This window comes from Lapidilactobacillus bayanensis (assembly GCF_003946695.1).
GTDB classification, from domain to species: domain Bacteria; phylum Bacillota; class Bacilli; order Lactobacillales; family Lactobacillaceae; genus Lapidilactobacillus; species Lapidilactobacillus bayanensis.
Map to the genome: position 1 here is coordinate 56,703 of NZ_RHOX01000002.1, position 14,973 is coordinate 71,675.

Consider the following 14,973-nt stretch of genomic DNA (forward strand, 5'->3'; position numbering starts at 1 on the left):
ATTAGAACAGGCACATTATCGTAGCAGTGAAAACTAGAACTGTTTTTTTGTACTTCTTCGCGCTTGCGCAAAGGTTGCATAGCAAACGTGCGAGGTACCGTGGCGGCGAAGAAATACTTTCGCTGGAACGTAGTGGGCGTCGATTTGAGCCGATTAAAATGCCAATCGTCTCAAATGCGAGCCTTAATGTAGGCAATAAATTGCCAACATTAATGTCACCACTGAGCGGTATTTCTTCGCCGCCACTAAACAAACAAGAGGGCAACCTTTGCGCAAGCGCTGAATTGACGTGTGGTTGGACTACTTCTAATTTTTAGAAGCACAAATTTGCGGTTAAATCACACCACATCTCTTTCGTCAGTGCCGGAGGGAAATCGCGGTCAGCTGTGAAATTGTCGTTACTGGTTTACCATTTACGACAAGGCCGAGCTTTAAGACAATCGTAGATTGGCTTAAAGTCGAGCCCACAGCGTTTTTTCACCAGCGTATTTCCCGCAGGCGCGAAGAATATCAATCTGACAGTTCTGAAACTTAGCACTTCCCCCAGAACGAAGAAACACAGTCATAACAGTTTTAGTTCCAGTGCACAAATACCCATCTGGCAATAGTCGTAACGCTGTATCGGTCGCTAGTCTGATTTTAATTTGCTTAAGGTTTTCGTCACAAAATCTTCACATTTAACCGTTATATTATATTCATAGCTGATAAGGATTACCCCTTCCTTTGAAGCTAGCCCATAGTAATGACCCAACTTTTTCATTTCATTCTTACTCCTCCAAAGACAAGAATGACAAGTAGAGACCTCCTCTACAAAACCCCATATAAAAAAGCCCACCAGTTGCCCGCTGGTGGGTTTTTGTTTGTTCAAATATGTTAGAAAGCTAGCTGTAAATAATTTAAGCGTAAATCTCACTGTGCTAACGCGCATCGATCTTCCCGTTTAAAATTATATCGCCAACCCGTCGTTTTTCGCACTCTGGCTTGATTAGAAATCAAAGACAGTCCGTTGTTGATCAACTTGACGATTAGGATATAAATAAGCCTTTGATTCGTATGGTCGAATTGTTTGGCCTTGATTGTCAGAATAGTTAGAAATAAGCACATCTTTAATTGCACTCAACTCTGGTAAGTCACAAGTAACCGTTTCGTCCGTAAAATTACTGACAACTAACAATGTCTGTTTATTGTCGTTACGCTTGTAAACCCATAGGCGTTCATCATTTGGCAATAACAACGAATAATTACCATAAACAATAATCGGAAATTGGTGCCGTAAACCATTAATTCTTTGATAGAAATAGTAGATTGAATTAGGATCCATCAACGCATTATCTGCATTAACAGTTGTGTAATTAGAGTTAACTGCAATCCACGGATCAACGCCTTCATCAGCAAAACCGCCGTTAATTTGATTATTCCACTGCATTGGTGTCCGAGCATTATCGCGCGACATCTTGTGCGCAGCTTCAATAAATTCTTGATTGGTCAGAACATGACGGTCTTCAACTAAATCACGATAAGCATTAATTGCCTCAATATCGCGATAATCAGAAATCGAATTAAAGTCATAATTATTCGTCATGCCTAATTCTTCACCCTGATAAATATAAGGCGTCCCTTGCATGAAGTGTAGCGTCAATGCCAACATCTTAGCAGAAAGAACTCGATATTCTTCAGTTGTATCGTTACCAAAACGAGAAACGACCCGTGGTTGATCATGATTATTCCAATAAAGTGAATTCCAGGCCTTACCGTGTAATTCAACCTGCCATTTACTCATGATTTGTTTCAATTCAGATAGTTTATATGGTTTTGGCCGCCACTTACCTAATTCTGCGTCTTGGTCAACACCCATATGTTCGAATTGGAAAATCATATTTAATTCATGACGATCAAATCCAGAATAACTGATAGCATCATACGGCTTAACATCTGGGGTTTCACCAACTGTGATTAAATCATCATTGTTCAAAACCGCTTTGTTCATTTCTTGCAGATATTGGTGAACGTAAGGACCATTAGCAACTGACCCGCCTTTTTTGATATCAATTGGCTTAGAGATCAAGTTAATAACATCCATCCGAAAACCGTCGACACCTTTATCTAACCACCAAGCCATCATTTGATAAACCGATTGACGAACGTCAGGATTAGTCCAATTTAAATCAGGTTGCTTCTTAGAGAATAAATGTAAATAATATTGACCGGTCTTTTCGTCAAATTGCCATGCTGGCCCACTGAATGAAGACTGCCAATCATTAGGTTCATGTCCGTCAACAGGATCATGCCAAATATAATAGTCACGATATTTGTTTTCACGACTTGAACGGCTCTCAGCAAACCAACGATGTTCATCAGAAGTGTGGTTAACCACTAAGTCCATCATAATCTTGAGGCCACGATGATGTGCTCTAGCCAACAATTCTTCAAAATCAGCCATGGTGCCAAAATCTTTCATGATCTTTTGATAATCTGAAATATCATAGCCATTGTCATCATTTGGTGACTGATAAATTGGATTCAACCAAATCACATCAGCACCTAATGTCTTAATATAATCCAAGTGTTTGATTACGCCTTGCAAGTCGCCAATCCCATCATGATTCGTATCTTGAAAACTCCGGGGGTAGACTTGATAGACAACTGCTTCTTGCCACCAATGCTTTTTCATCATGATACCTCCAACAATTAATTATCTTTAGATTAGTTGAATTCACACCCCTTTGCAAGCAAGATAGATGAGTTTTCTCCATTAATTTGCAACAGCGACATCTTTTTCAAAAACCAAACCCTTTTTTGACGAAATTTTAGGCCACAATCCCACTAAATTATAAAAGATCAAACGAATTACATTTGATTTGACCTCAATTAAGGCTTGTCGCGTTCTATCAATGTATTTTTTGAAGGTGTGGAGAAATAAAGCTGTTAATTTCCGTACAAGTTGCTAATCTAACTATAAAGGAAGTCAGATTGTGTTCGCTGGTTGACCTAGTTGCGCTATCTGACTTGCCTTTTATTTGAACAAATCGTTGCTGCTACGGCATTTGAATTCGAATTTTTACCTTATAACAACGCAAAACACTCGGGGCTAGAATTTTTGCCCCGAATGCCTTGTCACACCGCTATAACGGCGCAACCTGTTTTTGTACAAAAATTTAGCCTTAGTTGCGGCGTTTGCTATGCTAAGTTGCGCTTGTTTATGAATAAAATGCGTTATTCAAAGCATTACTACTAGACTTTTCCGACGATTCACGGGAAACTAAACTTAGGCAAGGGAAAGCAAAAGAAGGAGTTGAAAATCATGGAATTTGCCACTCAAGTTAAAAAATACCGTGAACAGCAACATTGGTCACAGGAAGAATTAGCGGATAAATTATTTATCTCACGCCAAGCTGTTTCGAAATGGGAAAATGGTGACGGTACACCAGATTTAGATAAATTAGTCGCATTAGCAACTGTTCTTAACGTTAGTTTGGATACACTCGTTCTTGGCAAAGAAACCGCCTCTTCAACCACTCCACACAACGTTGATCAACACGACAAGGGTTCTAGACCAATGAACGGCTGGGAGTTTTTATCTCGTTATTGGTGGGTTTTAATTGCGTTGATTTATGCACTGGGTTACTTAATCAATCGCTTTAATTAGCCTGATGTGTTCAAATGATTAAAATTAATGCTAATATGTTCATTCTCCCCCGTTTTCTGCTATGATTATTCTGTTAATTATTGCGCGGGGGATTTTTTTATGCAGAAGTTAAAGAAACGATTGGATGCATTTAGTGATGCGATTATTGCCATCATTATTACGATCATCGTCTTAGAATTACCGATTCACGTTGTTAATGGTACCGTTGATTACGTTCAATTATTCCGTTCTGTCGGTATTTATATCGTCAGCTTTTGTTTCGTCGCTAATTTGTGGTATCAACACGCCATCACCTTTGAAGAAGTCGATAAGGTTACGAACCGTGATGTGGTAATGGACCTGCTCTTTCTCATGTTATTGTCTTTAATGCCAACCTTCACCCGCTTGATGAGCACGGATCCAATTCGTTCAACTGTCATGCTTTATGGCGGCTTATACCTATTGATTACCATTGTCTTTCATCGGCTAGCAAGTGGCGTTATTAAAAATAAATATCAATCTCACGAGGATTTACATCGTGTTTATAATAATATTTATGGCACTCGAAATGGCCGACTAATTTATGTAATTATTATTGCCTTAATTATTCTTGGTTACTTCGCACCGCGGTTAGCAATGGTCGGCTATATTACGATTCCAATTCGTTCTTTCTTGTCCAACTCTCAAGAGCGTGAAGAATTAAATGATATCGGGCAAATGTCTGCTGACGGTCAAAAAAGATTTATTGGTATGTCCGATCACGATAAGATGCGTTACGGTCGCCTGGTACGCAATTACATGAACAAACTTCGCCGCTTACCGGATGATGATCAAGCTGGTCGTAATGCTGCCTGGCAAGACTTCGCTAAACAAGCGACCAAGGAATTCAATATTTCCGAAGAGGTTCTTTCGGGCTGGTTTCATCGCTATGAACAAATGATGCACCAATACAAAAACGGCGGTGATCCACGCCGACGTCAGCAATTACAGCAAGCGAAGGAACAGTCACCGCACAATTCTGATGCTGGACCATTCGACAATCATCATCACTAAGTACCAAATAATAGGCACAAAAAAAGAAGTGAGATAAAACTCCCGATTCCATTTGCTGCGCGTTATCAGCAAATCCAAACGAGTTGTTATCCCACTTCCTATTTCGATCGTTCTCCTATTTACTTGGGCGCTTAAATTGAATAACATTATCCTTAATTGGTGTACTTTCAGTATCGGGTTGTAGCAACTCGTTCATTAATTCGTCATGGTCACTTTCAACACCATTCATTGGTAATGCTAACTCTAATAACAGGCTGTTAAATAAATCCTCTGCTTGTTCCTTGGTTAAATCTGGCGCAATCGTATGGACAAGTGCTCGCGCAATATTCGCTAACACGTCTAAATCGGCATCAGGGTTGCGGTCGATCCATAATTGACCATCGGCAGTGAAACCGGCTTGTATCACTAACTTGTCGTCTTTTTTCATAGCTACCTCCCCCAATTCGCATTCATTTCTCTTTACAAGTCAATTATACAGGTTTGCTCGTAAATTATAAACATAGCTGCCAGATGGCTCAAGCAATTTATTGCTGGTCATACAATTATTTACACTAGCTTTATAAACGAAACACCGAGGTGAAGAATTTGCTGGATCAAAACTGCACATTTTGCCAACCCGAAAATCGTCATTATGTTATTGAAAATCAAAACGCCGGCCTACTTTTTGACACACATCCAGTTTCTAAAGGTCATGCTTTAATCATCTGTAAAGAGCACTACCCAACTTTCTTCGATGTTCCCAAAAATGTGGTTAATGACATGTACGCCTTAATTATTGAAGCTAAGAAATTAATCGACGGGAAATACCAGCCAGATGGTTATAACCTTGACGTTAATGTTAATCCAGCAGGCGGCCAAGCAATTATGCATTGCCACATTCACATCATTCCTCGCTATCGCCATCGTGATCCCTTCCGCAATATTCCCACGCATGAATTATTACCTGGTGACAAAACCAAGTCTTAAAACAAAGGACCAACTATCATTCGTCATTGAACTGGGCGAGTGATTAGTTGGTCCTTTTGATTAAAATACTTGAATGTGAAATTGTCATTGATACTTTAGCGTTAATACATTAAATAAATTGAATGATCTGCATTAAGATTGGCATAACAATGACGAATAGAACGGTACTAGTGGTGACAACATTCGTCGCATATTCAACATCACCATGCGATTGACCAACCAAAATTGGCAGAACTGCTAATCCTGGTGCTGCTGATTGAATAATCAACGTATTTTGTTCCAAAGTAGGAATCGATTGACCCATGCCTTTAAATGTTAACAAAACGGCGATCATAATCAGTGGTGCGATTACAAAACGGCCGGCCAATGCGCCAATCGTATCTTTATCAAAGTGGATTGATTTCAATCCAGCATCGGCTAACACAATTCCGATATAGATCAATGACATTGGTGTGACAATACTACCAACCATTGAGAACGTGCTTTGGAAGAAAGTCGGGAATGGTAAATCAAACAATAACCAAACTAACGCCACTAAAAAGCCAACCAAAGGTGCGGGCAATAATTTTTTCCAATTAAAGTCTTTCTTGACTTTCTGATCACCTTTAGTAACGGTTGGATCATCATTAGAGATAAAGAAAACCCCAACAGCCCAAGTCGAAACAGTATTCATCACATAATAAATCAAAAAGTAAGGCATGCTGACTTTACCAAACATCGCCATGTTTAAAGGCAAGCCAATAAAAATAGTATTGGCATTAACGAACATGTTAATAAATGTACCACGGCGGCCAGGACGGACCTTTAAAAGTTTAGTGGCAATGATCGCCACGATATAACCCAACAAGAAACTGGCTAGCGTATATTCCAAACCTGAAGCCAAACTAAATAATTTATCTCGTGTTAAGTTCTCAAGAACAGAACCGAAAATTGAAGCTGGCAGCGCGATATTCATAATTAAATATGAAATGCTACCCTTAAATTTTGCATCCAATTTCCCAGAAGAACGGAGCCAGTAGCCTAATGCAATGACGACGACAATCTCGCCAACACTTGATAATGAAGTTAAAAATGCAGTCATAGTGTAGATACCCCTTTATTTACAATCTATTTTTTAAACGAGCCTTTTAGTCTAAATTTGCGTACTCTGGCACCCATTTTTCGTTAGCAACGGCGAATTTTGCATCAGCAATTGGTTCACGATTCAAGCCTTGTGCCAAAACATCCTCGGCAACGGCTTGCGCAACAGTTTGTGAGAAAGCATCTAGCTTTGAAACGGGAGGTAAAATTGCAGCACCAGCTTGTTCAGGATCAACAATCCCGCCGAGTGAATGAGCAGCTTTACTAATCGTCCGGTCGTTTAAAACTTTAGCGGTTGAAGCAATCACACCTAATCCTAGTCCAGGATAAACCAAAGCGTTGTTAGCCTGACCGATTTCATACGTAACGCCGTTATAATCAATTGGATCTGTTGGAATCCCTGTTGCAACAAGGGCCCGACCATCAGTCCACTTAATTAAATCAGCGGCTTTAGCCTCAGCTAACTTCGTTGGATTAGATAATGGTAAGATAATTGGTCGTTGAGTATGGGCAGCCATTTCTTTAACAACTTCTTCATCGAATGTGCCGGGTTGTGTTGAGGTACCGACTAAGATTGTGGGGTGAATTGCCTTAACAACAGCAGCTAAGTTGGTTAATTCAGCAGCATTAGCAAATTCCTGACGTTTTCTAGCAAACGGCTTTTGCTCAGGTGTTAAGTCAGTCATGTCATCAAACAATAAACCTTGTTTGTCAACCATGTAGAAATGTGCACGTGCTTCTTCTTCAGAAAGCCCAGCCTGAATCATTTCTGCCATCACCCGTGACGTTATCCCAGCACCAGCAGTGCCAGCACCAAAGCATAGGTAAACTTGATCCGTAATCTTTTGCTTAGAAATGTTTAAAGCGCCTAAAACTGAAGCCAACACAATAATACCTGTACCTTGAATATCATCGTTAAAGACGACGTTATCTTGTTGATACTTCTTGAGAATTTTAGCAGCAGTACTACGACCGAAATCTTCAAAATGCAAATAAACATTGGGGAATAACTTCTCTGCGGCACGCACGAACTGATCAACAAATGCTTCGTAACGTTGACCGCGAACACGTTCATGACGGTTACCTAAATACAAAGGATCTGCTAACAAACTCTGCCGATTGGTGCCCACATCAAGAGAAACGGGCAAAACTTCACTAGGATCAATCCCGGCAGCGGCGGTGTAAACCATCAATTTACCAACAGAAATGTCGACACCTTGTACACCCCAGTCACCAATCCCAAGAATACCTTCACCATCGGTCACAACAATTAAACGAATTTTACGATCGCTAGCAGCGTTCTTTAAAATTGATTCAATTTTATCTGGTTGATCAATTGAGAGGAAAGCTGCATTTTGTGGTTGAACAAAAAGCGCACTGTAATTCTCAATTGTATCGGCAATTGTTGGATCGTAAACGACGGGCATGAATTCAGCGATATGCTGGCTAAACAAGTGATAGAATAAAACACGATTTTCATTGAAGATTGACATCAAAAAAATTCGCTTTTCTAACATAGAAGTTTTAGTCTGATACTGGGCATAGGCTTGTTCTGATTGTTCATCAATAGTTTGAATCTGGCTAGGAACTAAGCCAGCCAACCCGAAGTTGTCGCGTTCTGCCTGCGTGAAGGCTGTTCCTTTATTTAAAAATGGATTATTCATAATTTCTTGAGCTGATTGTTTCATTTTGATAATCTCCTCAATTTTTATTTGGCTAAATCGTACTAATTTTGTTTTGCAACGTCATTGTAGAGCGTCACTAAATTTATAGTCAAAAGCTGTAGTGACTATAAATTTTGTTTATAACGAGAGTGCAAACTGCGCTATAATAGTATTTTTAGCACGTTTATTAATGATCAGTTTTTTTCAATAAAATATTCTTTGAAAATTTTTTTGTATTTTTTAAAAATTTAGGCTAATTTTCTGGGGGGATTAAAATGAAACTTCAAGATATGATTTACTTCGACAAATTAGTCGAACTAAAGAGTTACAGTAAAGTCGCTGAACATTTCCAAGTCAGTCAACCAACAATTTCCTATGCCATTAAGCGATTAGAAGAAGAATTCGCCGTTTCTCTAGTCGATCGCAACGTTCATCAGCAAATTATCATCACACCTAATGGTTTACAATTCGATCGCCACATTAAAGTCGTCATTAATGAATTAAATATCGCCCAATTAGATCTAGTTAGTGCTCGGGAAAAAGTGACCAAGTTTGGGTTACCACCAATTATTGCTAACTATTATTTCTTAAAATTTGTTGATCAATTATTGAGTGAACAATTATTAACTGGATTAAGAACCATTGAGGCCGGCTCCAACGATTTATTGGCCCGGTTAAAAAAAGGTGAGTTAGATCTATCACTATTAGGCTCGCTGGCACCAATTCGGACGGCTCAATTACAATCACAAGTTTTAGCCCAAGATGATTTCAAGATTATCGTTGCCAAGAACTCCCCATTAGCCCAACAAAAAAAGATCGCTTTTGCATCGCTACAAAACGAACCTTTTCTAGTTTTAGGCGACGGATTTGTACATCGCCAAGTTTTTGATCAATTAACGGCTACACAACATATTTCACCGATGATTGTTTACCAAGTCAACGATGTTGAACTGCTAAAACGTTTAGTAGCCCAGGGAATGGGAATTAGCCTACTAACGGAAACAGCCATCGCGCCTAGCGACGATTTATGCGCCCTTGATTTAACTGACGAACATTTACCAAAGTTTGTTATTTCCTTAGTTTATCGCAACTCAACTTTACTAACACCAACGCAGCAACAATTGATTGATGTTTTTGCAAGATGAGTTTGTGCTGCTTCGTAATAGATATCGTGCGTTGTCGTTGCGATTTGACGCTGGCATGTGACGGGCCTTCTTGAAGCTAATTAAAGCAAATTGTCTTCAAGTCAGACCTTGCTGTAAGATATATTACTAAAAATAACTTCATTACTAAGTGAAATTTTTTCTATCAAAAACTCTCAGCATTGAAATACGTTGAGAGCCACCTCTTTAGTATCTTTAGATCGTGAAGCGAGTGAGACAACAAATTACCCGTTGATTATCATTAGCTCAGGATAATAAAATGGCAATTCTTCTATACGCGTAGAAGAATTGCCATTTTTGAAAAATTAAGGAGTCAATTTATAAATTTCATGGTTACAACATCTTTGTAGTACATATTATCATGACATGATAGCGAATTGTCTATAGACTATCAGATCGCTACATATGATGTCCTATCTCCTCTTTTCTTTTTCTATATGTTTAAATCTTGATATCAATAATAGTAGCCATAGATATTGTGGACTAGCATTTATCTTTTTAGAAATCGTCCTCTCCCCCTATCTATATTGGCTAACCCAATAAATTAGGATGGTACAAAACATATGAACTTTACGAAGACAATATTAGCAGGTGAAGTATATCATGGCTTTTTTGTTTCCTTTTTGAAAATATCAGCCTGACCTTTATAAAAAAGATAAAAATCATTAGAATTTATCAATTTCTGCACTTCTAAGAGCCGATCAATCTTAGATTCGTGGTCTGTGCTCGGATCAACACGATAGTTATAAAGTGCTTGTGCATACGCAATGAGATATCGTTCAGATATTAACTCTTCACCCACATTAATATTTTTCATAATTCGTAAAAATGTGTTAGCTGATTTTTCGTCTTCAGCAATTAAATCAAGTTCTACAGCGTTGTAAAGTAAATTAACAATTAAGGTTAAATTTGATTCCAATTCACGTGCGTCTTCTGTTTTAATAGCTAACTCACGAGTTAAAGCGTTAACAGTAGTTAATGGTAAAACAGACATTGTATTTCCAAAGAGAATTAATTCATAACGCGTCCACTCTTCTACTCTGAAAAGGTAATCAGAAAGAAATGCGATATCTTTTTTATTTAGCTCCTGATCATTCATGGAGCAAATCATGGCATTTACCATTATCAGCATTAAATGGTTGTATAAGCCTGGTTGCTTTAAAAGATGTTGTTCTGCACGTTCTCGGACCAAATTAGCTTGGCCGTTATTTTCGTTAATAATTGCTTTGGTAATATCAGCTAATATTTCACGTTCATATTGTTGATTTTGATTATTTAAGATGTGTCCAAATTCTGCAAGTGTAATGTGAAGTTGTTCAAGCATTGCAATTAGTTTATCGGCACTAACCGTTGTTAGACCGTTTTCAAATTTGGACATCTGCGCCTTTGACAGAATACCGTTGCTTAGCTGAGTTTGACTAATCCCTTTACTTTCTCGAAGATCTCGAATTGTTTTTCCTATATTTTTCATATCTTGATCCTCTTTTTCTTATTCGAAACTAATTTCGTTTTCGATATTATAGCACATATACTTTTGTTAACGAATATCAAAAGAGGAGATAATTATTATGAAATCAACATTTAAACTACTTACAAATCACAAAGGATTAACAGCATTATCTTTTATGTTCATCATTGCTATGGCAATTAGTAGTGTCGCTAGTTCTCTTACATTAGCTCCACTTACCGATTCTTTAGTAACGCATGACGTGAACGCTTTAATTCATTGGTTACTGCTTACAATTATGTTTTGGGTGATCACACTAAGCCTGAATTATGTCAATTCGCTGCTGCAAGCACAAATTGTTCGGAAAGTCGCCAACGAATTACGAATGAAAATTGCGGAAGGTCTTAATGGAATTTCTATTCCAGATTATCAGAAAGTTGATCATAACGAGTACGTCTCTTGGTTGACCAACGATGTGAACTTAATCGAGACTAATGGGCTACAAACAATGTTTGATTTGATTGGAAGCAGTGCCGTATTGATCCTATCGGCTGGTGCATTGTTCTTCTATCATTATTCGCTGGCGTTGGTAACTATTTTACTGGCTGCAGTCACAATGGTCGTACCTAATTTGTTTGGCAAGTTTATGGAGCGTGAAACCACCCGAATTTCAAAAGCAAATAGTCGACTTCTTGCACAAATAGAAGATACGATTGCTGGATTTTCCGTATTTTTCTCTCATAATATTGGTAGTGCATTGACGAAAAGAATTGCAATGGCATCAGATGAACAAGGTGCTCAGCAAGTTACTTATACGCGACGTACAGGGTTAATCGAGTTGCTGATGGGTCTTCTCAGCGTTTTTGCACAAATGGCAACAACAGCATTGACTAGTTTTCTTGTATTAGGCGGATATTTCTCCATTGGGGTTATCTCTTCCAGTGGTCAGATTTCTGGTATTGTTTTTAGTAACTTAAGTAAAGTAATCAGTGATATTTTCAAGATACAATCAGTATCTGCAATTCTTAAAAAGGATATCAAACCAGACCGAAGCATTGATACAACAACACCACAAGTAGGAGACTTTGATACAGCATTAACACTTGATCACCTTAGCTATGGATATACCACTGATAAGTCTGTGATTAAAGACCTCTCTTATCGTTTTGAAAAAGGTGGTAAATATGCGATTGTTGGCAAAAGTGGCGTGGGCAAGTCGACATTGATTAACTTGATCAGTGGTCGAATTAATGATTATGGTGGGAGTATCAAGATCGATGATCAAGAACTTCAGTCGCTCTCCACGCCAAGTTTGAATTCAAAAATTGAATTAGTAGAGCAGAAGTCATATATATTTAACGAATCAGTTGAAGAAAATATTACATTAGGTGTTCAAAAGGCTAAAAGCCTACTAAACTCAGCAGTATCATTTCTTGGAATAGACAAGTTTACAACAACCGAGACGCTCTTGTCAGAGCATGGACAGAATCTTTCTGGCGGTCAACGGCAAAAATTAGCTTTGGCTCGCGCCTTGACTTTTGATAAGCCAATCTTGATCATTGATGAAGTAACGGCTGGAATTGATGCTGAGAGTGCACAACAAATTGAAGACACATTACTTGCAGATAAAGATAGAACAGTTATTATGATCACCCATACACTTACAGACAAAACAAGAAGCCAGCTAACAGACGTTGTCGAACTTTAAGCGGTTGTTGGTGGGAAAAACCGCAAGATGAGAGTTTATATACATGCAGTCATCAATTGTGAAATAGAAAAGTAGATATTTCAAAAAAAGCTACTAACAAACTTTTAGGCAAAAAGAATAATAGGCATCAAGATTTTTTTAATAATAAATAAACTAGAAATATAAGAATAGTTTAGATTTTAGATAATAAAAGACGTCATAGTTGACGTCTTTTTACTTTTTTAACCATCATTTTATTTTCTGTCAACAATTTCACAACCGATGGCAACTTTGCGTCTAAGTGGGCAGCCAAGTGGTCAAACCATCTTTGAATTTGAGAAGTGCGAACTTGAAGTTAAATTACACTTCGGCTCATTTGTCAGTGCCGGAGGGAAATCGCGGTCAGCCGCGGCATTGTTGTTGGTGGTTTACCACTTACAACAAAGCTTGCGTTTGAGACGAATTGGGTTTCATTCGGCTCAAACCAATGCTAGCAGCGTTCCACCAGCGTATTTCCCGTAGGCACGAAGAATAGTAACATAAGAATCATGACAAACTCTATCAGTAAACTAAAAGCCCGAATTTTCTAATCATTCCACCATACATCAAAGTCGACTTGCGGTATAATTAAGTTAAACTTGATAATTAGAATCATTCTAATAATTATCAATGAGGAGGAATGGCAATGTCTGAAGAAACCGATAAAGTTTATACAGATTATTTCTTTGATGAGCCCGCATATAACACGCACGATGGCGGCTACGTCCCGTTGGAACGGATGAAAGTTCCCGAACAACGTTTAAAGGTACCCCCACTATTACAACCCGATCAAGAAACTGAAACGGATACTTATTATACGTTAATTGCTCAGGCTGGTGAAACACAACTTTTACCAGGTGAACCAACTAAAACTTGGGGTTATAATACTAGTCTACTAGGAAAAACACCCGTCTTTAAAAAGGGCAAACACATTCACATTACGCTAAAAAACGAGTTACCAGAATTAACGACATTCCACTGGCATGGCTTAAATGTTTCTGGCCCAATTACTGATGGCGGTTGTCACGCCCCTGTTTATCCTGGCGAAACAAAACACATTGACTTCACTTTGGATCAACCCGCAGCAACAACTTGGTTGCACGCTCATCCATGTCCATCAACCGCTGAACAAGTTTGGCATGGTTTAGCGGCCATGACAATTGTTCAGGATGATGTTGAGGCTAAGTTACCCTTCCCACGTCATTACGGCGTCGATGACATTCCGCTAGTCTTACAGGATCGGCGCTTCCACGAACATAATCAATGGGATTATCGTGCTGATTATGATCCTGATGGCGTTCAAGGACCCACTGCTTTGATTGATGGTACCGTTAACCCTTACTTTGATGTCACCACGCAAAAGGTTCGCCTGCGAATTTTAGACGGCGCTAATCGGCGTGAATGGCGCTTGCACTTCAGTGATGATTTAGCTTTCACTCAAATTGGTTCCGACGGCGGTATTCTACCAGCACCCGTTAAGATGACAAAATTGATGCTAACTTGTGCGGAACGCGCGGAAATTATTGTTGATTTTGGCAATTATCATAACGGCGATGTGGTGACGTTATACTCCGATGATGTTCCAATTGTACACTTTAGAATTGGCGACTATGAACCCGACAACACCGTTATTCCCGCTCATTTAGTTGATATTCCTAATCCTGAACCAACAACTAATCTACCCATTAAAAAAGTGATTATGTCTGGTATGGATGAAGAAGTGATGTTGGATGGTAAGAAGTTCGACATGCAACGAATCGACGCCACACAAAAAATCGGCGATGTCGCGATTTGGGAAATTCACAACACGAATGATATGGAAGGCGGGATGGTTCATCCATTCCACATGCACGGCTGTCAATTTTTAGTTTTGGCACGGAATGGACATGAACCTTATCCGAACGAACATGGTTTCAAAGATACCGTTGGCATTAACCCTGGCGAAACTGTTCGCATTAAAGTCTGGTTCACTCTTCCTGGTGTTTATATGTATCACTGCCACATTATTGAACACGAAGATGGTGGCATGATGGCCCAAATCGAGGCCTTTGATCCAGATCATCCGCAAACCTACAAGTTAATGGACATGGATACATTAGCCAACGCCTTTGCTAAAGAACGTGGCATCGACGTCAAGGATTTATGGATGGCCGGAATGGACTCTTATGATAAAATGGGCATGAAGATGTAAGCTTTCTTAAGTGCCTCTGATTTTGAAACGAGCTGTAAACAACTGGTCACAAATAGAA

Annotated in this window: 12 protein-coding genes; 7 read left to right on the top strand and 5 right to left on the bottom strand. The window is 38.9% G+C overall.

The annotated features are described in order from the left end of the window. The first annotated feature begins 74 nt into the window (after positions 1-74). Positions 75-317 carry a hypothetical protein gene (locus EKM65_RS01135; protein ID WP_125604657.1) on the top strand — a complete coding sequence of 81 codons (243 nt, stop codon included), beginning with the start codon at positions 75-77 and terminating at the stop codon, positions 315-317. A 668-nt stretch (positions 318-985) separates the two neighbouring features. On the opposite strand, the gene EKM65_RS01140 is transcribed toward EKM65_RS01135, so the two are convergent. Beyond that, on the bottom strand, positions 986-2,671 hold the full coding sequence (locus EKM65_RS01140) for a glycoside hydrolase family 13 protein (protein WP_125604842.1): 1,686 nt from the start codon (positions 2,669-2,671) through the stop codon (positions 986-988). Positions 2,672-3,301: 630 nt separating this feature from the next. On the opposite strand from EKM65_RS01140, the gene EKM65_RS01145 reads away from it, so the two are divergent. Together EKM65_RS01145 and EKM65_RS01150 are read left to right on the top strand one after the other, a co-directional pair. After that, the gene (locus EKM65_RS01145; protein ID WP_191987305.1) at positions 3,302-3,646 is read left to right on the top strand and encodes a helix-turn-helix domain-containing protein; all 345 of its coding nucleotides are present in this window, start codon (positions 3,302-3,304) and stop codon (positions 3,644-3,646) included. A 99-nt stretch (positions 3,647-3,745) separates the two neighbouring features. After that, positions 3,746-4,678, top strand: a complete 933-nt coding sequence (locus tag EKM65_RS01150; protein WP_125604659.1) for a TMEM175 family protein — start codon at positions 3,746-3,748, stop codon at positions 4,676-4,678. 115 nt (positions 4,679-4,793) lie between these two features. Here the strand turns inward: EKM65_RS01150 and EKM65_RS01155 are convergent, their stop codons facing one another. Next, positions 4,794-5,105 (bottom strand): hypothetical protein, encoded by a 312-nt coding sequence (locus EKM65_RS01155; RefSeq protein WP_125604660.1) that lies wholly within the window; start codon positions 5,103-5,105, stop codon positions 4,794-4,796. Between the two features lie 149 nt (positions 5,106-5,254). On the opposite strand from EKM65_RS01155, the gene EKM65_RS01160 reads away from it, so the two are divergent. Further along, positions 5,255-5,644, top strand: a complete 390-nt coding sequence (locus EKM65_RS01160) for an HIT family protein (RefSeq protein ID WP_125604662.1) — start codon at positions 5,255-5,257, stop codon at positions 5,642-5,644. A 109-nt stretch (positions 5,645-5,753) separates the two neighbouring features. Here EKM65_RS01160 and EKM65_RS01165 read toward each other — a convergent pair whose 3' ends face one another. Together EKM65_RS01165 and EKM65_RS01170 are read right to left on the bottom strand one after the other, a co-directional pair. After that, positions 5,754-6,725: an AEC family transporter gene (locus EKM65_RS01165; RefSeq protein ID WP_125604664.1), complete on the bottom strand. Its 972-nt coding sequence runs from the start codon at positions 6,723-6,725 to the stop codon at positions 5,754-5,756. Positions 6,726-6,771: 46 nt separating this feature from the next. Beyond that, the gene (locus tag EKM65_RS01170; RefSeq protein WP_318531106.1) at positions 6,772-8,418 is read right to left on the bottom strand and encodes a malolactic enzyme; all 1,647 of its coding nucleotides are present in this window, start codon (positions 8,416-8,418) and stop codon (positions 6,772-6,774) included. A gap of 245 nt (positions 8,419-8,663) precedes the next feature. Between EKM65_RS01170 and EKM65_RS01175 the strand changes: the two genes are divergently transcribed. Next, positions 8,664-9,533: a LysR family transcriptional regulator gene (locus EKM65_RS01175; protein ID WP_125604668.1), complete on the top strand. Its 870-nt coding sequence runs from the start codon at positions 8,664-8,666 to the stop codon at positions 9,531-9,533. A gap of 619 nt (positions 9,534-10,152) precedes the next feature. Here EKM65_RS01175 and EKM65_RS01180 read toward each other — a convergent pair. Beyond that, positions 10,153-11,022, bottom strand: a complete 870-nt coding sequence (locus EKM65_RS01180) for a helix-turn-helix domain-containing protein (protein WP_125604670.1) — start codon at positions 11,020-11,022, stop codon at positions 10,153-10,155. A gap of 97 nt (positions 11,023-11,119) precedes the next feature. Between EKM65_RS01180 and EKM65_RS01185 the strand changes: the two genes are divergently transcribed. Next, entirely contained in the window at positions 11,120-12,706 is a 1,587-nt protein-coding gene (locus tag EKM65_RS01185) for an ABC transporter ATP-binding protein (protein ID WP_125604672.1), read from the top strand. A 664-nt stretch (positions 12,707-13,370) separates the two neighbouring features. Next, entirely contained in the window at positions 13,371-14,915 is a 1,545-nt protein-coding gene (locus EKM65_RS01190) for a multicopper oxidase family protein (RefSeq protein WP_125604674.1), read from the top strand. Positions 14,916-14,973 lie beyond the last annotated feature (58 nt).